We start from the raw sequence: 19,974 nt of genomic DNA, 5'->3' as shown, positions 1-19,974 counted from the left end.
GAACCGGATCGAGATTATGTTCGGGCGACTGAAGGATTGGCGTCGCGTTGCCACCCGCTACGACAGATCCCCGACGGTATTCCTCTCGGCAATCGCGCTCGCGGCTACTGTCTTGTTCTGGCTGTAAATCAATGAGTCTGGAGCCTAGCCCGCGGAGAAGGTCATTGCCCAGAAGGCCGTAGATGATATCATCACCCTCGTAGCCGTCGATGGTGTTCTCGAAGTCGTCTCCGACGAGGATGTTGGCGTCGTTCGTGCCGTCGATTGTGGCGTCGACCGTGCGGTTGATGAACAGGAAGTCTTCGACACCCAGTTTCTCGGTCTGTCCGTCCAGCACCGCGATCTCGACGCCCGCGACACTGACATGCAGCCCGTCGGCCTCGACTGATTGGGTCACCGAGTCGTTGAAGTTGAGACCGCTGATGCCGAGATCGATCAGGCCGATCGTGTCGGTGCCGTGTTCGAAGTCGGAGATCGTGTCGGCGGTGATCTCGGTGAACTCGTTGGTGACGCCGTAGTTCAGGACGAACAGGTCCTTGCCGCCCGCGCCGGTGAAGGCGTTGCCGCCCTGGCCGACGAGATAGTCGTCTTCGGCGCCGCCCGAGATCGCCACCGACTTGTCGTTGATGGTGATCTCGTCATAGCTCATCACCAGTTCGGTGTCATAGAGCGTGGCCGGCTTGATGTCGCCCTTGACGTAGAAGGCAACGTCGAAATTGTCGGTCATGTTCAGGCCGTTTTCGGACACCGTGCCGGAATAGTTCTGCCAGCCGGCGCTGATCGACAGCGGCGAGACGTTGAATTCCCAGTCCAGCAGGTTGATCACGGTCTGCGTGTCCTCGCCGACCTCGTATTTCACCTCGTCCTTGGTCGGAGGCGGCGGCAGGCTCGGATCATCGGGAATCACGATGCTGGGCAGGTCCTGACCGTACTTGTCAGGCTGCAGGCGTCAGCGCGGGCCACCTTCGTAGCTGCCATCCTCGTTCAGCACGGCCTCGAAGGGCTCGCGGTCCATCGTCGTGTACCAGGCGTTGGTGAAGCCTTCCTTCAGGTCCTCGGACAGGGTGCCGATCTGGTCGAGCGTGCTGCCGACCAGCCGTTCGGCGAGTGCGGGATCCTTCAGGACCGTGCCCTTGGGATAAAGCGTGCCGTCGCCGGCATAATAGTCGTCGGTCGTGACCCAGCGGCCGTCTTCGAGGATCTCGTAGGTCGGCAGGCGGCCGATCGCGGCTTCGTTTTCGAAATCCTCGGGGCGGATCTGGTCGTTGGGGTTGTTGGTGATCGTGTGATTCGTCACCAGTTCCGCCATGCTGATCTTGAAGAGCGGGATCAACCCGCTGTCCTGGTCGGCCTCTTTCCATTCCTCCGGCAGCGGCAGTTCGGCCTCGATCCGGATGTCATTGGGGCGCTTGACCGCGTTGCCCCAGCGATAGAGCAGCTTGCCGTCGTCCTTCATGGTGACCGAGTAATCGTCGCCGACGGCGATGTCCTCGGTGATCGAGCTTTCGTTGGGCTGAAGAAGATCCTTGATGTCGACGACGCCATCGCCGTTCTTGTCGGTGATCGTCGGCAGGATGTCGGCGACATACTGGCCGTCATACTCTCCGCCCACCATGCGCAGGTTGTCGTCTAGCGGGTATTCGGCGAAGGGGTCGCCCGGATAGCGCTGATCGGACAGGATGTTCTGCATCACCGTGTAGTGCTCGGTCGAGGCCTTGACGGTGCTGCCGCCGATGCCGGCGAGCCAGGTGCCCAGCAGGGCGGGGGTCTTGAACGTGTCGGTCGGGGCGTCGGACACCACGATGCCCAACTGCTCGCCGCCTTCGCCGTGCGGGTCACCGGCCCAGCCCTCGTCGTATTCGGGATCCAGGAAGAAGTCCTTTTGCACCGCGCCGTCGAAATCGAAGACATTGAAGCCGAAGTCGCTGTTGATCGGGTAGAGCGCCACGCCTTCCTGCGTCATTTTCGGATCGACGGTGAAATCGATCACCGGCAGATCGCCGGGCAGCACGTCGCCTTGGGTCAGGCCTCCGAAGGTTCCGGTTATGTCATCGGTGCTGAATACGTGCTTGGCCGTGTAGTCCGGCGTCAGGTTGATCACTTGGTCGCTCATTGTCGTCTCCCGGTTCGAGTGGTCGCAGGCGGTATGCAGCGGGCAATGCGCCCCGACTCCATCACATGCGATAAATGAAGCATAAATTTATCGGAATATGTTCGGAGCCGATCTCGATCAACGCGGGCCGATTCCCGGAGCTCCCTGACGCGGGGGGCAACGCGCGGCCTTGTGCCCATGGCGTGTTTGATGCTTGCTGTGCGCAACCGCCGAGCGTGGATCAGGCATTTCGAAGAGGATACCCATGACGCAGATCATTTCCGCCCTGGACGATGTTTCGGACCGCTACAAGGCGCTGTTCGTCGATCTCTGGGGGTGCGTGCATGACGGGGTGCGCGCCCTGCCCGACGCCGTCGCGGCGCTGCAGGCCTATCGCCGTCGCGGTGGCGCGGTGGTGCTGGTCACCAATTCTCCGAAACCGCGCGCCGGCGTCACAGAGCAGCTCGATGGGTTCGGCGTGCCCAAGGACGCCTGGGACACCATCGCCACGTCCGGCGACAGTGCGCGGGCCGCGATGTTTCGCGGCGCGGTCGGCGAGAAGGTCTGGTTCATGGGCGAGGAGGAGCGCGACGCCGGCTTCTTCCAGCCGCTGGCGGTGGTCGAGGACCCGGTCGACATCACGCGGGTGCCGCTGGACCAGGCCGACGGGATCGTCTGCTGCGGTCCGTTCGATCCGATGGCCGATCCGGCGGTGAACCGGCCCGAGTTTCTCTATGCCAAGCAGAAGGGGTTGAAACTGCTCTGCGCGAACCCGGACATCGTGGTCGACCGGGGCGAGACCCGGGAGTGGTGCGCCGGCGCGCTGGCGCGGCTGTATACCGAAATGGGTGGCGAGAGCCTCTATTTCGGCAAGCCGCATCCGCCGATCTATGACCTGGCGCGGCGTCGTCTGGTCGAGGCCGGTTTCGACGTGCCGGATTCGGCCATCCTGGCGATCGGCGACGGGATCCACACCGATGTGCAGGGTGCGATGGGAGAGGACATCGATTCCCTGTTCATCACCGGCGGGCTTGCGGCGGCCGAGACCAAAACGTCGCACCAGCCGGACGAAACGGCGCTGAACGCCTTTCTTTCAAGGGAAATGTCCAACCCGACCTATGCGATAGGCAAGCTGCGCTGACCCAATTAGTCCTTGCTTTTCTGCGCCTGCAAAGTAATAAAGTTGCAAATCGCGATGCCAAGAGCGTCTGTTTATTACCGAGCCGATGACGAACGAGGACACCATGCTGGACAATCTGCCCCGGGGGACGATCTGCATCGAGGACATCGAGATGGGCATGTCGCGCCATCTGCGAAAAGTCGTGACCGACGAGGATATCGAGATGTTCGCGCAGGTGTCGACCGACCGGAACCCGGTGCACCTGGACGACGATTATGCCCGCGACACCATCTTCGAGGGCCGGATCGCGCACGGGATGCTGACCGCGGGGTTGATTTCGGCGGTGATCGGCGAGCAGCTGCCCGGCCACGGGACGGTCTACATGGGCCAGTCGCTCAAGTTCCTGGCGCCGGTGCGCCCGGGCGACATGGTCTATGCCGAGGTCAAGGTCGTGGATATCGACATGGCCAAGCGCCGGGTCAAGCTGGACTGCCACTGTTCGGTGGACGGCAAGAAGGTCCTGGTGGGCGAAGCCATGGTCCTCGCCCCGAGCCGCAAGTTCGACTGAGCCCCGTTCGGCGGCCCCGACCGAACGCGGGGTGGCACAACCGCAAGCCACTGCGGCCGTCGCGGTGACAACTATGGTTTGATCACGTCGAAACTGTGTTAACCTTTTCTCATTTGAAGAGGAAACATAAGTGATTCTCTATATTTACCGTCTGAAGCTTTGTGGGGCGCAGCATGTCGTCCCGACCGATCCCCGTCTTTCTTGCTCGCCGCGACTCGCATTTGGCCCATCCGCGCGTGGGGGACACGCATGACCAACCGGGACAACACGCCGGAGGAAACCAGGCCCCTGATCGAGCGGATGGAGGAATACCTCGCCGGGTTTCCCTTCTACCGGACGTTGTCGGTCGTCGTTGTGCTGATCGGTTTGCTGGTCTTTTTCTGGCCCATGCTCACCACGCTTCCGGTCTGGCCGATCACGACCAAGGGTCGGATCTTTGTCGAAAGCCCCGAGGTCTATACCCGCGAGCGATTGGTCAACGACCGGTTCGGACAGGCGTTCTGGCTGGAGCAGCAGTTGGAGAAGCTGGACGAGGCCACCAACTTCACCTCCGCCCGGCGCGACATGGCACTGCAGATCGCGCTGGCAACCGATGCGGACCCCGCGGTCCTGCCGATGGCGGAACTGACGGAGACCCCGTTCGACCACGTCTACCAGATCAAGTCCGCTTTACGCGCCAAGATCCGACAGGCGCTGCTGGAAAACCAGCTCGACGACCGGCACGACCTGACCGGTAATTCCGTTTATGGCCTGAAATTCGACACGTCGGTCATTCCCGGCGCCAATACGCGGTCACGGGCCTATGTGAAGATCGATGTCGTGTCCGACCCCCTGCCGGAAACCGAAGAGTTGCCTGAGGTCCTGGGGCAGAGCCTGAATGACCTGAGACGTTCGTACAGGGATGAGAACGGGACGGAACAGAACAGGTTTCGGGAGTTTCCGGATCACTACGAGAAATGGGTCGAAAGTATCGAGTCGCGGCTGAATTCCTATCTCGCGGATATTCCGATCGAACCCTGGGTGCCGCGCAGCTGGCCCTGTCACGAGAGTCCCGAGATCGTCGACAATCGGTTCGTTGAGCCGGTCCCGGAGCGTGAGATCAAGAAGACGACCGAGATCCTGACCGAGGCGCTGTCCAAGGTTCTGGCGATCGATGCGCGGAACATGGTCTTCCCGCAGGACTTGTTCACGCTGGTCGAATCCTTCCCGACCACGCAACCGATCGCCCTGCCGGCACCCTGGAAGCGATATGTCACCATCCAGTTGGAGCACAACAAGAACTGCCGCAACTGGAAACAGTTCAAGGTCACGGAACTGCGCCAGAACATCGTCGTCGCGGACTGGTCTGCCACGTCAGGGGCGCCGGAAGAGCAATTGGAAGAGTTCTTCAAATACTATGCTTCGGTGGATTGGTTCGCGACCGAAGCCGCGGAGGTTCCGGACGAATGGACGGCTCCGTTCCCTGAGTCGGAAATTTTCGTTGAGCGCACGGCGCCCGATGGAAGCCAGTTTCCCGGTCCGGAGGAATGGGAGCGAATGCAACTGCAGTTCCCGTTGAACGACATGACCCTTGTCGAATTGATGAACCATACACAAGGCTTCGAGGACAGGATCGGAGGGGACGACGAGACCGAGATCAAGGGATGGTTCGTTCCGGTCGAGGTGGGCATGTACAATTTCGCCGAGGATATCCTGACCTCGGAATCCTATCTCTACACGGTGTTTCCGAAAAGCGATGTGACGGGTGTTCTGGAGCGCAATTTGGTGTCGGGGACGGTTGGGCTGGATGGCCTGGGCATTGGCGGCAGGGCGTCTTCGTCGGTCAGCGAGGCCACCAGCCAGATCGTTGCTTCGCAGGTGAGCTTTTCGGATGACGAAGGGCAGGACAGTATCGTTTTCGGCTGGATCATCGGGTCGGAAGGCTTGCAGAAGCCGGTGCAGAAATCGCAGTTCGTCCTGTTGTCTCTGCCTGTCTACCTGCAGAACCTGACGCTGAAGGTGGAAAGTGGCTGGATCGACCGAGATGCGGGCTTCCGGGCGGTTCAACGCGCGAACGGAGAGTCGCTCGAGATGCGAGTGGCGCTGCCGCCCGACTATGAGGCGTTCGATACTCTTATCAGCGGGTCGAAACGCTATGGTCCGGCGATCTTCGACCGACTGATGGAGGAAGTGACGGTCGAAACCTGCAGCAAGGCGTCGATCCTCATTCCCGGGGCCAGGCTGTGGCGGTCCTCGCAGGTGACGCTTGCCGGGCAGCCGGCCGATCAGATCGTCGTCATGCCGAACATGCGCGGTATCCTGGCCCATTTCGAGGAGATCTCGGTGCGCCCGGGAGAGGGCGATCCGACCATCCAGGTCTGGACGAGCGAGGGCAGCGACAGAATCGATGGCAAGGTGAAGGTGCGCGATTTCGGCAGTACGGCCTGTTTGCAGAAGGAACGACCCGAGACGCCTGTTGCGCAGGAACAACCCGAAAAGGCCGCGCCGGAACAAGCCAGTGCGAACAGTGCCAAGGCGCCGGAGACGACCCCTTGATGGTTCAGATGTTTGGACGGAGCGCGATTATCTGACGATGACGCCGGCTTCGGCAACGCCGGGGCAATTACAGGATGATCCGACCGGTTTGCTGCGTACGGTGCACACGGATCCGCTGGGAACCCGGCATTTGTTGCTCACCTGCTGCGCCATTTCCGTCGTCAGGCCCCGCGTTCTGGCTGTGGGGGCCATCATCTGTGGTTCGACTTGTCGTACGACGGGACGGGCGGGGGTCGAGATTGCGCCGTCAGGCGCGAGTTCTACGCTCGCTGCCGTCGGAAACACATCTGCTACCTGCGCGTCCGTGTCGACTGCTTGGACACCGAGGAAGGCCGCGGCGATCGCAACGGCCGAAAACCCCAGTACAGAAACTGCACGGATCACGGTTTTTCCTTTCAAGACTGCTCCCCTTCCATATAGGTGAACCCGCGCTCCGGGTCATCAGTTCCGTGTCAGGGTCGGGCAAATAGGTAAATATTTGCCGTTTACCGGCAACAGGTCGCGGTCCGGCGGGTCTTGCGCCCATCCGGAAGCGGGGCTACCCCTGCGCCATGCGGATCGTGCGGGATTACCAGTTTGTCGAGCCACAGGACCGGGGCGCCAGCGTCGCCATCGGCAATTTCGATGGCGTTCATCTGGGGCATCGCTCGGTCATCGAACTGGCGCGCAAGGCCCGGCCCGACGTGCCGCTGGGCGTGATGACCTTCGAGCCGCACCCGCGCGAGTTCTTCGCGCCCGACGCGCCGCCCTTCCGGCTGATGGGACGGCAGGCGCGGGCGCATCGGTTGCAGAAACTGGGGGTCGACCGGCTGTATGAACTGGCGTTCAACGCGCAACTTGCGGGGCTGAGCCCGCGGGCCTTTGCCCAGACCGTGATATGCGACGGCTTGGGCCTGGCACATGTGGTGGTCGGCCATGATTTCTGTTTCGGCAAGGGGCGGGCCGGCACCGCCGATGACCTCGTCCGGTTCGGTGCGGAGATGGGATTCGGCGTGAGCATCGCGCCGCTTCTGGAGCGGGGCGAAAACACCGTGTCCTCGACCGCGATCCGCACCGCGCTGAGCGAGGGACGCCCGCGCGATGCGGCCGATATGCTGGGCCATTGGCACCGTATAGAGGGCAAGGTGATCGCCGGTGAGCAGCGCGGGCGCGAGCTGGGTTACCCGACGGCGAACATGTCGATCGAAGGGCTGCATCCGCCGGCCTTCGGCGTCTATGCGGTGCTGGCCGACGTGCTGGATGGCCCGCATGCGGGCAGTTATCACGGCGCGGCGTCGATCGGCGTGCGGCCGATGTTCGGCGAAAACCGGCCGAATCTCGAGACGTTCATCTTCGATTTCAAGGGCGATCTCTATGGCGCGACCCTGTCGATCGGCCTGGTGGAGCACCTGCGCCCCGAGATGAAATTCGATAGCCTGGACGCGCTGATCACGCAGATGGACGCCGATTGCGGACAGGCCCGCGCGATCCTGTCCAGCCTATGAACGAGGATCCGATCGACCGTTCGGGCCTTTCGCGCCGCTTCTGGGAGCACAAGCCGCTGACCCGCATGACCCAGCGCGAATGGGAGGCGCTTTGCGACGGGTGCGGCAAGTGCTGCCTCAACAAGCTGGAAGACGAGGACACCGGAACCGTGGCGCTGACCCGCATCGCCTGCCGCCTGCTGGACGACGCGACCTGTCGCTGCGCGCAATATGACATCCGGCATCAGTTCGTGCCTGAATGCATCGTGCTGAAGCCCGAGAACCTCGACAGCCATGCCTACTGGATGCCGGAAACCTGCGCCTATCGCCTGCTCTGGGAGGGCAAGCCGTTGTTCGACTGGCATCCGCTGATCTCGGGCACGCCCGAGTCGGTGCACGAGGCCGGCGTGTCGGTGCGCGGCTGGACCCTGCCGGAATTCGAGATCCCCGAAGAGGAATGGGAAGACCATATCATAGAGGAGCCAACCTGATGTTCTTTGCCTCCGACAACTCCGGCCCGGTCCATCCGCAGGTCCTGAGCGCCCTGGCCGAAGCCAACGAGGGCTTCGCGATGCCCTATGGCGCCGATCCGCTGATGGACGAGGTGCGACAGCGGATCCGCGATATTTTCGAGGCGCCGGAGGCGATGGTCCATCTCGTGGCCACCGGAACGGCGGCGAACGCGCTGGCGCTGGCGACCCTGATGCAGCCCTGGCAAACCGTGTTCTGCTCGCCTGTGGCGCATATCCACGAGGACGAGTGCAACGCGCCAGAGTTCTTTACCGGCGGTGCCAAGCTGACCCTTGTGCCGGGGGCCGACAAGATGTCGCCCAAGGCGCTGGAGGAGACCATCGCCAAGGAGGAAACCCGCGGTGTGCACGGTCCGCAGCGCGGGCCGGTGTCGATCACCCAGGTCACCGAGCGCGGATCGGTCTATTCGCTGGCCGAGTTTCAGGCGCTGACCTCGGTGGCGCGGACGCATGGTTTGCCGGTGCATCTGGACGGTGCGCGTTTTGCAAACGCGCTGGTGGCGCTGGGGTGTTCGGCCGCCGAGATGACGTGGAAGGCCGGCGTGGATGCGGTGTCCTTCGGGGGCACCAAGAACGGCCTGATGGGGGTCGAGGCGGTGATCTTCTTCGACCCGGCGAAGGCGTGGGAGTTCGAGCTGCGCCGCAAGCGCGGGGCGCATCTGTTTTCCAAGCACCGCTACCTGTCGGCCCAGATGGCGGCCTATCTGCGCGACGATCTCTGGCTCGACTCGGCCCGCGCGGCGAATGCCAATTGCGCCCGGCTGGCCGAGGGTCTGCGGGCGGCTGGGGCCGAGTTCCTGCATTCGCCGGATGCCAACATGATCTTTGCCGCCCTGCCGCGCGCCGTGCACCAGCGCCTGCACGACGCGGGCGCGATGTATTACATCTGGGACGGCACGCTGGAGGGGGCGGACCCGGACGAGATGGTCGCCGCGCGGCTGGTGTGTGACTGGTCGGTGGGCGCGGAGCGGATCGACCGGTTCCTCGACATCGTCAAGGGCTAGGCCGGTGTGCTGGCGAACAGGGTGCGCAGATGGGCAGCCGTTTCGGTCGGGTGCGAGATCGGCAGCATGTGCCCGGCCCCGTCGACCACATGGCTTTCGGCACCCGGAATGCGGCGGGCGAGACCCTCGTTGATGGTCGCGATGATCGGGTCGCTGGCGCTGCCGCGCAGCAGCTGAACCGGCATGGACAGCTTGCCCAGCCGGACAGGATTCAGCAGGCCCGCGCTGTCCTGAAACAAGGCCGCGTCGCAGGCGGGCACGACATGGATGCCGCGGGTCATCGCTGCGCGGGTGGCGTCGGGCAGGTCGGGCCAACGCGGCCCGCCGCCGCCCCACATCCGGTTGAACAGCCGCGCGGCCAACTCCGCGTCGCCGGAGTCGAGCGCCTCCCAGACGGGCGCCGCGGCGGCGATGTGACGTTCGACTGCCTGCGGATCGTCCTGAAGCGCGACGGCGAATAGCACAGGTTCGACCATCGTCAGGCTGCGCACCAGGCCGGGATGCTCGATGGCCAGCCGCAGCGCCACGGTGGCGCCGAAGGAATGGCCGATCACGTCCATCGGTTCGCTCAAGAGCGGCAGGACGGCCTCGGTGATGCGGTCATGGAAGTCGCCCTGCCGGTCCCAGTCGGGGCTGCGCCCGTGCGACAGCATGTCGGGCGCGACCATCGTGACCGCGTTGTCCAGCGCCGTGGCAACCCCGCGCCACGCCCCGGAATGGGCGATGGTGCAGTGCAGGGCGAGCAGCTTGCGCGCGCCATGTCCGAAGCTGCGCTGAAACAGGGGTTGCGGCGCCAGCATGTCCTTCACGCGGCGCTCCTTGCGAGATGGGCGTCCAGCTCGTCGAGCCGGTCCTGGCCCCAGAAGGGTTCGCCATCCTCCGTGATGTAGAAGGGCGCGCCGAACACGCCGCGCTCGACGGCCTCTTCGAGGTTGGCGGCATAGGTCTCGGCCCCCTGCAGCAGGCCGCTGTCGGCCAGTGCCGGATCGAACCCCGCCGCGGACAGGCAGTCGCGCACCACGTCGTTCTCGGCGATGTCCTTGTCCTCGGCCCAGCAGGCGCGCAGGAATCCTTGCGCCAGCTTGCCGACGTCGCCGCCACCCGCCACCTGTGCGGCGATGATGGCATAGGACGATGGTGCGGGGTTGGTGGGCCAGTGCGCGGGGGCGAGGTTGAAGGGCATGTCGTGCTTGCGGGCCTGCCGCGGAAGTTCGATGGCCCGGTAGGCCTGCCGCGCCGGATGGCGCTGCGGGACCGGGGTGCCGCCGGTGCGGGAGAACAGCGCGATCAGATCGAGCGGTTTGTAGGTCACGCTCGCCCCGTGGCGCGCGGCGATTTTCTCCAACCGGTCGCCGGCCAGATAGGCATATGGCGACAAGGTCGCAAAATAATAGTCGATCTTTGCCATTTCCCGTTTTCCTTCCGGCTAAATGTTTGCGGGACCGTAAGGCCATGCTAAGCGGTGTCAACATCACGAATCTGTCACATTCCTCCTCGCTGCCCGGGAACCCCTCACATGCCGACAATGACCGAACCCAAGCTGATCGCCGGGAACGCCAACCTGCCGCTGGCCACCGCGATCGCCAGGCGCATGACCATGCACCGGGGGATTCACACCGGCCTGGTGGACGCGCGGGTGGAACGGTTCAACGATGGCGAGATCTTCGTGGAGGTGTTCGAGAACGTCCGGGGCGAGGACATGTTCATCATCCAGCCGACTTCGAACCCGGCCAATGACAACCTGATGGAACTGCTGATCATGGCCGACGCGCTGCGCCGGTCGAGCGCGGCGCGGGTCACGGCCGTTCTGCCCTATTTCGGCTACGCGCGGCAGGATCGCCGCACCAAGGCGCGCACGCCGATCTCGGCCAAGCTGGTGGCGAACATGCTGGTCGGCACCGGAATCGAGCGGGTTCTGACGATGGACCTGCACGCGGCGCAGATCCAGGGGTTCTTCGACATCCCGGTCGACAACCTCTATGCCAGCCCGGTCTTCGCGCTGGATATCAAGACCCATTTCAAGGACGAGATGGAAGATCTCATGGTCGTCTCACCGGACGTGGGTGGCGTGGCGCGGGCGCGCGAACTGGCCAAGCGGATCAACTCGCCTCTGGCGATCGTGGACAAGCGGCGCGAGAAGGCGGGAGAAGTTGCAGAAATGACCGTGATCGGCGACGTGAAGGGCAAGATCTGCCTGATCGTGGACGACATGTGCGACACCGCCGGAACCCTGTGCAAGGCGGCCGAGGTGCTGCTGGAGAACGGCGCCAAGGAGGTTCATTCCTACATCACCCATGGCGTGATGAGCGGCCCCGCGGTCGAGCGCGTCACCAACTCGGTCATGAAATCGCTGGTGATCACCGACACGATCCAGCCCACCCCGGCCGTGAAGGGCGCGCACAACATCCGTATCGTGCCGACCGCGCCGATCTTCGCGCAGGCGATCCTGAACATCTGGAACGGCACCTCGGTGTCGTCGCTGTTCGAGGATTCGACCCTGAACCCGATCTACGAGTCGCTCTATTCCGCGGCGTGACCGCCCGCGCTGCGACAAGCTTGAGGCCGACATATGCGGGGGGTCCTTTTCACCCATATGTCCACCGTGCGGACCAAGCGGTTCTTTTCGAGCAAACCAAAGCAAAGACCGCTATGGGTCGCAGGTGCAATGCAAAAAGCCCGTCACTCGGCCATCTGCCGATCGACCTGCTGTTCTTCGTTGATCATCGCTTGCAATTGTCGACGAAAACGTAATTGCCCGCCGTCAATGGGGAGATCGATGTGAGGTGATCTCTTGTTGGACATCCCCTTTTGGATCTCATTCAAAACGTCGCGATCCTCGTCAAAGGCGTGCTGCACGTCCGCAGTCATCATCTCGGACAGTGCTTCGTCGTGGGGTCGTATATTGCGCAGTTGGAACCAGTAGTACCGCGTTTGCCCTTCGTTCGTCGGCGTCATGAAATTGTAGCTGTCCATGACGAACGTTTTTTCGTGCAGGGGACCATCAGGCCCACCGGTACCGGCCGGGGTGAACACCGCCTTGATCAAAGCATGAGAGGGATAACGGACTTCATAGTGCTGAAGCCGATCACAATTACCCTCGAACTCCACGATTTTCTTGTAAAACGGGGCTGGCTCGTGATCCATCATCCAGCGATGCACGATGACCCCGTCATCCGTTTTGGTAATGCGCAGCGGCGTGTCTTTGGTCGCTTCTGCGGCAAAACTGCTTTGATGAACCCAGGCAACATGAGTCGGATCCAACAGGTTGTCGCACATCAACAGGTAGTTGCAGTCCAACTCCATTGCTGCGCCACGGTTGATGCCCCATGCGGGATCGCCGTAGTTCTCGATCTCGAAAATGTCGGACGTTTCAGCCAGCGCCGGGTTGCCCATCCATATCCAAACCAGCCCGTATTTTTCGTGCAAAGGATAGGCATGAACTTTTGCATTCGATGGAATGCGGCCTGTTCCGGGCGCCCAAACGCATTGTCCGGCACAATCAAAAGTCAGACCATGATAGCCGCATTCGACGGTGTCGCCCTTGATGCGTCCCTTGCTGAGGGGAAGCTTGCGGTGAGGGCAAGCATCTTCCAATCCGACAAGATCGCCGGCCTCGGAGCGAAATACGCATATCTTTTCGCCAAGCACCGTTATCTGCTGTAGCTCGCGCGTAATTTCATGATCCCAAGCGGCGACATACCATGCGTTCTTCAGGAACATCTTTGCTTCAATTCCATCCAGTCAGTTTTCGAAGTCGACACTAGCTGCAACGCCGCAAGAATCAAAGAAGGGCTCGGTCCAGACATCCGCCAGAACGAGAAAGGCCCCCGAAGCGGGGGCCTTTTCAATCCGTGCGGTCGGGTCTCAGACGTTGATGTGATCGCCCATCGCGACCATGTCCGAGAGCAGCTTGGCCGCGTCGTCGACGGGGCCGGGCTCGTTCTTGAACTGCTCCTTGGCCGCTTCGTGGGCGGCGCGGGCGTCTTCGATCATCTCGTCGATATGCGCGCGGGTCACCTCGTTCAGCGGGATCGCCTTTTCGGCCAGGACCGAGAGGCTGGTCGCGTTGATCTCGGCGAAGCCGCCGGACACGACGTATTCGGTCGTCCCCTGGGGGCTTTCGACGTGCAGCACGCCGGGACGCAGGGTGGTGATGACAGGCGCATGATCGGGCATCGCCGTCATGTCGCCGTCCGCACCCGGAATCCGGACCGCGTTGACCTGGAGCGAGGCGAGGCTGCGCTCCGGGCTGACGAGGTCGAATTGCATTGTATCTGCCATCAGGCTGCTCCTTAGGCTGCGTCGGCGGCCATGCGCTCGGCTTTGGCCTTCACTTCGTCGATGCCGCCGACCATGTAGAACGCCCCTTCGGGCAGGTGGTCGTATTCGCCTGCGACGACCGCCTTGAAGGACGCGATCGTTTCTTCCAGCGGCACCTGCACACCGTCAGAGCCGGTGAAGACCTTGGCCACGTCGAAGGGCTGCGACAGGAAACGCTGGATCTTGCGGGCGCGGGCCACGGTCAGCTTGTCCTCTTCGGACAGTTCGTCCATGCCGAGGATCGCGATGATGTCCTGCAGCGACTTGTAGCGCTGAAGGATCTGCTGAACGTCGGAGGCGACCTTGTAGTGTTCCTCGCCGAGGATCTGCGGGTCCATCAGGCGCGACGAGCTGTCGAGCGGGTCCACGGCCGGGTAGATGCCGAGCTCCGAGATCGCGCGCGACAGAACGGTCGTGGCGTCGAGGTGGGCGAAGGTCGTGGCCGGGGCCGGGTCGGTGAGGTCGTCTGCGGGAACGTAGACGGCCTGGATCGAGGTGATCGAGCCGGCCTTGGTCGAGGTGATCCGTTCCTGCATCTGGCCCATGTCGGTGGCCAGCGTCGGCTGGTAGCCCACGGCGGAGGGGATACGACCCAGAAGTGCCGACACCTCGGAGCCCGCCTGCGTGAAGCGGAAGATGTTGTCCACGAAGAACAGAACGTCGGTCCCGGACTGGTCGCGGAACTGCTCGGCCAGGGTCAGGCCGGTCAGGGCGACGCGGGCGCGGGCCCCCGGAGGCTCGTTCATCTGGCCGTAGACAAGCGCCACCTGGCTTTCTTCGAGGTTGTCGGGCTTGATCACGTTGGATTCGATCATCTCGTGATAAAGGTCGTTGCCTTCGCGGGTCCGTTCCCCGACGCCGGCGAAGACCGAGAAGCCCGAGTGCACCTTGGCGATGTTGTTGATCAGTTCCATGATGAGAACCGTCTTGCCCACACCGGCGCCGCCGAACAGGCCGATCTTGCCGCCCTTGGAATAGGGCGCCAGAAGGTCGACCACCTTGATGCCGGTCACGAGGATCTCGGACTCGGTCGATTGCTCGGAGAATTCGGGTGCGGGCTGGTGGATCGCGCGGGTTTCGGTTGCCGCGATCGGGCCGCCTTCGTCAACCGGCTCGCCCACGACGTTGATGATGCGCCCGAGGGTGGCGTTGCCCACCGGAACCGAGATCGGGCCGTCGGTGTCGGTCACTTCCTGGCCGCGGACGAGACCTTCGGTGGCGTCCATCGCGATGGTGCGGACGGTGTTCTCGCCCAGGTGCTGGGCGACTTCCAGAACCAGTTTGCGGCCATTGTTGTCGGTGGTCAGGGCGTTCAGGATCTCGGGCAGGTGGTGGTCGAACTGAACGTCGACCACGGCGCCGATGACCTGGGTCACTTTGCCTTTTGCGTTTGCCATGTATTTGTCTCCGGTTCTCTAGAGCGCTTCCGCGCCCGAAATGATTTCAATCAGCTCGTTGGTGATCACGGCCTGACGCGAACGGTTGTACTCGATCGTCAGCTTTTCGATCATTTCACCCGCGTTGCGCGTCGCGTTGTCCATGGCGGACATCCGTGCACCCTGTTCGCTGGCACCGTTCTCGAGCAGCGCCGAGAAGATCTGGGTCGCCACGCCGCGCGGCAGCAGATCGGCCAGGATGGCCTCTTCGTCGGGCTCGTAGTCATAGAGCGTTGTGGCCCCGTCGTCCTCGGGGGCATCGAAGGCCGCAGGAATGATCTGCTGTGCGGTCGGCACCTGCGTCACGACGTTGACGAACTTCGAGTAGAAGATCGTCGCGACGTCGAAATCGCCGGCGTCGAAGCGTGACAGAACATCCTTGGCGATGCCCTGGGCGTCGGAATAGGCCACGCGCTTGACGTCGGACATGTCGACATGGCCGATCATGTTGTCCTTGAAGTCGCGCTTGAGCGCGTCGCGACCCTTCTTGCCGACGGTCAGGATCTTGACCGTCTTGCCTTCTGCCAGCAGTTTCTCGGTCTTGACGCGGGCCAGCTTGGCGATGTTGCTGTTGAAGCCGCCGCAGAGGCCGCGCTCGGCGGTCATCACGACGAGCAGGTGCACCTGGTCGCTGCCCGTGCCGCTGAGCAGCCTGGGCGCCGTGTCCGACCCGCCGACCGATGCCGCCAGTTGCCCCATGACCGCGTTGAAGCGTTCGGTATAGGGGCGTGACTGTTCGGCAGCTTCCTGCGCGCGGCGAAGTTTCGCCGCGGCAACCATTTGCATGGCCTTGGTGATCTTGCGAGTGCTCTTGACACTCGCGATCCTGTTTTTCAGGTCCTTGAGGTTTGGCATCAGTCAGGCCCTCAAGCGAAATCAGCGGCGAATTCGTCGAGAGCTGCTTTCACTTTGTCTTCTGCCTCGCCCTTGATCTTGGGATCTTCGGTGGTGAGGTAATTCAGCAGGTCGGAATGCTTGCCCCGCAGATGCGACAGCAGACCGTCTTCGAAGCGGCCCACGTCACTGACGGGCAGCTTGTCGAGATAGCCGTTCACGCCGGCGTAGATCACGCAAACGATTTCCGCGTTGGTCAGCGGCGAATACTGCGGCTGCTTCATCAGCTCGGTCAGGCGGGCACCGCGGTTCAGCAACTGCTGGGTCGCGGCGTCGAGGTCGGAGCCGAACTGGGCGAAGGCCGCCATTTCGCGATACTGCGCCAGTTCCAGCTTCACCGGGCCGGCGACGGATTTCATCGCGTTGGTCTGAGCCGAGGAGCCCACGCGCGAGACCGACAGACCGGTGTTCACGGCGGGACGGATGCCCTGGTAGAACAGTTCGGTTTCCAGGAAGATCTGGCCGTCGGTGATCGAGATCACGTTGGTCGGAATGAAGGCCGACACGTCGCCGCCCTGGGTTTCGATGATCGGCAGGGCCGTCAGCGATCCGGAGCCGTTGTCCTCGTTCAGCTTGGCGGACCGCTCGAGCAGGCGGGAGTGCAGGTAGAACACGTCGCCCGGATAGGCTTCGCGGCCCGGCGGACGGCGCAGCAGCAGCGACATCTGGCGATAGGCGACGGCCTGCTTGGAGAGGTCATCGTAGACGATCAGCGCGTGGCGGCCGTTGTCGCGGAAATGCTCGGCCATCGCGGTAGCGGCATAGGGCGCGAGGAACTGCAGCGGCGCGGGGTCGGACGCGGTCGCGGCGACGACGATGGAATAGGCCATCGCGCCGTTCTCTTCCAGCTTCTTCACCAGCTGCGCCACGGTCGAGCGCTTCTGGCCGATGGCGACATAGACGCAATACAGCTTCTTGGATTCGTCGTCGCCGGCGGCGTCGTTGTAGGTCTTCTGGTTCAGGATCGCGTCGAGCGCCACGGCGGTCTTGCCGGTCTGACGGTCGCCGATGATCAGTTCCCGCTGGCCGCGGCCGATCGGGATCATGGAGTCGACGGCCTTGAGGCCGGTCGCCATCGGTTCGTGCACCGACTTGCGCGGGATGATGCCCGGCGCCTTGACGTCGGCGATGCCGCGCGCCTTGGCATTGATCGGGCCCTTGCCGTCGACCGGGTTGCCCAGGCCATCCACGACGCGGCCCAGCAGCTCGTCACCGATCGGAACGTCCACGATCGACTTGGTGCGCTTGACGGTGTCGCCTTCCTTGATGTCCCGGTCGCTGCCGAAGATCACGATGCCGACGTTGTCGCTTTCCAGGTTCAGGGCCATGCCCTGAATGCCACCGGGAAATTCGACCATTTCCCCGGCCTGCACGTTGTCGAGGCCGTAGACGCGGGCGATACCGTCGCCAACGCTCAGCACGCGGCCGACTTCGGCCACCTCGGCTTCCTGACCAAAGTTCTTGATCTGGTCTTTCAGGATCGCAGAAATCTCTGCTGCTTGGATACCCATTTATCCGACCTCTTTCATTGCATTCTGAAGGGAGTTGAGCCGCGACCGGATCGACGTGTCGATCATCTTGCTGCCCACTTTGACGACCAGACCGCCGATGAGGCTTTCATCGACGGTCGCGTTGATGGTGACGGTTTTGCCCACGCGCTCGGTGAGCGTGCTGGCAAGTTTCTCGGTCTGCGCCTTGGTCAGCGCCTTGGCGCTGGTCACGCCGGCGGTGACTTCGCCCCGGGCCTCGGCCAGTTGTTCGCGCAGGGCGCGGATCAGTTGCGGCACGACGAACAGGCGGCGCTTCTGCGCCATCAGCGCCAGCGCCTGGCCCAGCACGGGGGCAAGTTCCATCTTCTTGGCGATGGCGGAGATTGCGGCTTCCTGGTCGCTGCGCGAGATCAGCGGCGATTGGATCAGGCTGCGCAGGTCCGCACTGTCGGCAAGCGCCGCCGACAGGTCGTTGATGCTGGTTTCCAGGCCGTCGAGGTTCTTGTTATCTTGCGCGATCTCGAAGATCGCCGTGGCATAGCGTGCGGCTATGCCTGCGGAAATCGAAGCTGGTTCGGACACGTCCACCCTTCCGATACTTGGCCCCGGTCGGCTGCGTTCGGCACAGAATCCGGGGGCGTGGAGACGCTCCGCGGACAGGCGGGGCATCAAAATCAGCGTGGATGTAGCAGAGGCCCCGCCTGCCGGCAACAACCTATAGCGATAACGGGATCAGGCAATAATTCCATGATTTTAGGGTGTTACCCCAAGTGCGACCGTTTGCGCCTGCAGAATCCCGAAGAAAAATGCAGCCGAATTGCGGGTTTGTGCGATTCCTGCACCGCCAAACGGGGCAAAAGCCGTGAAATCGGGGCGGGTGCGCGAAAACCGGGCTGTCGGCGGATCAGGCCGGTTTCGCCAGGCCCTCGAGCGCCTTGATCGGTTGTTTCGCCAGGTTCTTGACGATCTTGCCCTTGGGGGGATGGGTGCGCTTCAGTGCCTCGACCATGAACACGCCGCCCGGAAAGACGGTCGGCAGGCGGCTGCCGTATTTCTCGAACAGCGAACCCGATTTCAGCCAGAAGCGCCGCGCCGAGGGCGGCTGGTAGAGCGCCGCGGCGTGGCGTTCCGGCTGGAACTGGTGCCGCTTGATCTGCGTTTCCAACTGTCCCAGCGTGTAGGGGCGGCCATATCCGAAAGGTGTGCGATCGCTGCGCGACCATAGCCCGGCGCGGTTGGGCACGATGAACAGCGCCTTGCCGCCCGGTCCCAGCACGCGCCAGCATTCCTCGAGCAGGTGCGAGGGATGCTCCGAGGTCTCCAGCCCGTGCATGACGACAAGCCGGTCGATGCGGCCGGTCTCGATCGGCCAAAGCGTTTCCTCGGACAGGACAGAGACATTGGGCATCCCGGCGGGCCACGGCATGACGCCCTGCGGCGCGGGCATCAGGGCGATCACCCGGCGGGATTCGGCGAGGTAGGGTCTGAGCAGGGGCACGGCAAAGCCGAATCCGGCCACGGTCTGTCCCTTCGCCTCGGGCCATAGTTCCAGCATCCGCCCGCGCACCGACGCCTGCGCCGCACGCCCCAGTGTGCTGCGGTAGTAGAAGTTCCTGAGATCCTGCACGTCGAGATGCATTGCGGGCGCCAGTTTGATCGTCCAAGCTGACCCCAGTCTAACAACGAAAGGGTGAAAGGCCATGCCTCTTGAGATCGTAACCGTTCCGTGCCTCAGCGACAATTACGCCTTTCTCGCGCATGATCCCGACAGCGGCGACACCGCTCTGGTGGATGTGCCCGAGGCCGGACCGATCCTTTCGGCGCTTTCGGACCGGGGGTGGCGACTGACCCAAGTGCTGCTGACGCACCACCATGCAGACCATGTGCAGGGGCTGGAGGAGGTTCTGGCGCGGCACGACGCGCGCGTGGTCGGCGCCGCCGCCGATCGCCACAGGCTGCCGGCGCTGGACACCGCGGTGGCCGAGGGCGATACGGTGAAGATCGGCGCCGAGACCGGCCACGTGATCGATGTGTCAGGCCACACGGTCGGCCACATCGCCTTTCACTTTCCGGACAGCAAGGCCGTCTTCACCGCCGACAGCCTGATGGCTCTGGGCTGCGGGCGGTTGTTCGAGGGCACCGCGCCGCAGATGTGGGAGTCGCTGTCCAAGCTGGCGGCGCTGCCCGACGATACGGTGGTCTATTCCGGCCACGAATACACCAAAGCCAACGGCGCCTTCGCCATGACCATTGAACCGGACAATCCCGACCTTATATCTCGTGTCCGAGACATCGCGGAAAAACGGGCCGCGAACCAACCGACCGTCCCTTCCACCCTTGCGCTGGAACGGTCCACCAACCCCTTCCTGCGGGCGATAGTGCCTTCGGTTCAGGCCGGCGTCGGTCTGTCCGGGGCGGATCCCGCGGAGGTCTTCGCCGAAATCCGAAGCAGGAAAGACCGATTCTGATGCGGTTTCCTGTACGTCAAGCGGTGGATCACGGCTTTTGTGAGGCGGAGACCA

At 63.2% G+C, this 19,974-nt stretch carries 19 protein-coding genes and 1 pseudogene; 9 read left to right on the top strand and 11 right to left on the bottom strand.

Annotated features, from left to right (window positions below; genetic code table 11):
* Positions 1-127 (top strand): transposase (locus JF290_RS12010; protein ID WP_199025134.1); only part of this gene is annotated, 127 nt, incomplete at its 5' end.
* A gap of 78 nt (positions 128-205) precedes the next feature.
* Here JF290_RS12010 and JF290_RS19550 read toward each other — a convergent pair.
* Both JF290_RS19550 and JF290_RS12005 read right to left on the bottom strand, forming a co-directional pair.
* Positions 206-649 (bottom strand): annotated as a pseudogene (locus JF290_RS19550) (M10 family metallopeptidase C-terminal domain-containing protein); the annotation flags it as partial.
* A 300-nt stretch (positions 650-949) separates the two neighbouring features.
* On the bottom strand, positions 950-2,113 hold the full coding sequence (locus tag JF290_RS12005; RefSeq protein ID WP_199025120.1) for a hypothetical protein: 1,164 nt from the start codon (positions 2,111-2,113) through the stop codon (positions 950-952).
* Positions 2,114-2,357: 244 nt separating this feature from the next.
* On the opposite strand from JF290_RS12005, the gene JF290_RS12000 reads away from it, so the two are divergent.
* The 6 genes from JF290_RS12000 (at position 2,358) to JF290_RS11975 (ending at position 9,312) form a co-directional block, all read left to right on the top strand.
* Positions 2,358-3,233, top strand: a complete 876-nt coding sequence (locus JF290_RS12000) for an HAD family hydrolase (protein WP_199025119.1) — start codon at positions 2,358-2,360, stop codon at positions 3,231-3,233.
* 103 nt (positions 3,234-3,336) lie between these two features.
* On the top strand, positions 3,337-3,780 hold the full coding sequence (locus JF290_RS11995) for a MaoC family dehydratase (protein WP_199025133.1): 444 nt from the start codon (positions 3,337-3,339) through the stop codon (positions 3,778-3,780).
* Between the two features lie 249 nt (positions 3,781-4,029).
* Positions 4,030-6,315: a hypothetical protein gene (locus JF290_RS11990; RefSeq protein WP_199025118.1), complete on the top strand. Its 2,286-nt coding sequence runs from the start codon at positions 4,030-4,032 to the stop codon at positions 6,313-6,315.
* Between the two features lie 551 nt (positions 6,316-6,866).
* Entirely contained in the window at positions 6,867-7,799 is a 933-nt protein-coding gene (locus JF290_RS11985) for a bifunctional riboflavin kinase/FAD synthetase (protein ID WP_199025117.1), read from the top strand.
* Complete coding sequence (locus JF290_RS11980) at positions 7,796-8,269, top strand: YcgN family cysteine cluster protein (protein ID WP_199025116.1); 474 nt, start codon at positions 7,796-7,798, stop codon at positions 8,267-8,269. The genes JF290_RS11985 and JF290_RS11980 overlap by 4 nt, the downstream gene beginning before the upstream one ends.
* On the top strand, positions 8,269-9,312 hold the full coding sequence (locus JF290_RS11975; RefSeq protein WP_199025115.1) for a threonine aldolase family protein: 1,044 nt from the start codon (positions 8,269-8,271) through the stop codon (positions 9,310-9,312). Before JF290_RS11980 ends, JF290_RS11975 begins: the two co-directional genes overlap by 1 nt.
* Here JF290_RS11975 and JF290_RS11970 read toward each other — a convergent pair.
* Positions 9,309-10,112: an alpha/beta fold hydrolase gene (locus JF290_RS11970; protein WP_199025132.1), complete on the bottom strand. Its 804-nt coding sequence runs from the start codon at positions 10,110-10,112 to the stop codon at positions 9,309-9,311. The two genes, JF290_RS11975 and JF290_RS11970, sit on opposite strands and share 4 nt — an antisense overlap.
* A gap of 5 nt (positions 10,113-10,117) precedes the next feature.
* The gene (locus JF290_RS11965; protein ID WP_199025114.1) at positions 10,118-10,720 is read right to left on the bottom strand and encodes a 2-hydroxychromene-2-carboxylate isomerase; all 603 of its coding nucleotides are present in this window, start codon (positions 10,718-10,720) and stop codon (positions 10,118-10,120) included.
* Between the two features lie 108 nt (positions 10,721-10,828).
* Here JF290_RS11965 and JF290_RS11960 point away from each other — a divergent pair, with 108 nt between their 5' ends.
* A complete protein-coding gene (locus JF290_RS11960; protein WP_199025113.1) occupies positions 10,829-11,848 on the top strand; it encodes a ribose-phosphate pyrophosphokinase in 1,020 nt (339 codons plus the stop codon).
* Positions 11,849-11,991: 143 nt separating this feature from the next.
* Here the strand turns inward: JF290_RS11960 and JF290_RS11955 are convergent, their stop codons facing one another.
* The 7 genes from JF290_RS11955 to JF290_RS11925 form a co-directional block, all read right to left on the bottom strand.
* Positions 11,992-13,032 carry an aromatic ring-hydroxylating dioxygenase subunit alpha gene (locus JF290_RS11955; protein ID WP_199025112.1) on the bottom strand — a complete coding sequence of 347 codons (1,041 nt, stop codon included), beginning with the start codon at positions 13,030-13,032 and terminating at the stop codon, positions 11,992-11,994.
* Between the two features lie 144 nt (positions 13,033-13,176).
* Positions 13,177-13,593, bottom strand: coding sequence for a F0F1 ATP synthase subunit epsilon (locus tag JF290_RS11950; RefSeq protein ID WP_199025111.1), 417 nt, complete (start codon positions 13,591-13,593; stop codon positions 13,177-13,179).
* 11 nt (positions 13,594-13,604) lie between these two features.
* Complete coding sequence (gene atpD / locus JF290_RS11945) at positions 13,605-15,029, bottom strand: F0F1 ATP synthase subunit beta (RefSeq protein ID WP_199025110.1); 1,425 nt, start codon at positions 15,027-15,029, stop codon at positions 13,605-13,607.
* Positions 15,030-15,047: 18 nt separating this feature from the next.
* Positions 15,048-15,923 (bottom strand): F0F1 ATP synthase subunit gamma, encoded by an 876-nt coding sequence (locus tag JF290_RS11940; RefSeq protein WP_199025109.1) that lies wholly within the window; start codon positions 15,921-15,923, stop codon positions 15,048-15,050.
* Positions 15,924-15,934: 11 nt separating this feature from the next.
* A complete protein-coding gene (gene atpA, locus JF290_RS11935; RefSeq protein ID WP_199025108.1) occupies positions 15,935-17,473 on the bottom strand; it encodes a F0F1 ATP synthase subunit alpha in 1,539 nt (512 codons plus the stop codon).
* Entirely contained in the window at positions 17,474-18,034 is a 561-nt protein-coding gene (locus JF290_RS11930; protein WP_199025107.1) for a F0F1 ATP synthase subunit delta, read from the bottom strand.
* A 322-nt stretch (positions 18,035-18,356) separates the two neighbouring features.
* Positions 18,357-19,091, bottom strand: coding sequence for a class I SAM-dependent methyltransferase (locus JF290_RS11925; RefSeq protein ID WP_199025106.1), 735 nt, complete (start codon positions 19,089-19,091; stop codon positions 18,357-18,359).
* Positions 19,092-19,152: 61 nt separating this feature from the next.
* Between JF290_RS11925 and gloB the strand changes: the two genes are divergently transcribed.
* The gene (gene gloB, locus JF290_RS11920) at positions 19,153-19,920 is read left to right on the top strand and encodes a hydroxyacylglutathione hydrolase (RefSeq protein ID WP_199025105.1); all 768 of its coding nucleotides are present in this window, start codon (positions 19,153-19,155) and stop codon (positions 19,918-19,920) included.
* Positions 19,921-19,974: the final 54 nt, after the last annotated feature.

The sequence above is a fragment of the Sedimentitalea arenosa genome, assembly GCF_016428585.1.
GTDB classification, from domain to species: domain Bacteria; phylum Pseudomonadota; class Alphaproteobacteria; order Rhodobacterales; family Rhodobacteraceae; genus Sedimentitalea; species Sedimentitalea arenosa.
This window is presented reverse-complemented; position numbering and strand designations above follow the sequence as displayed.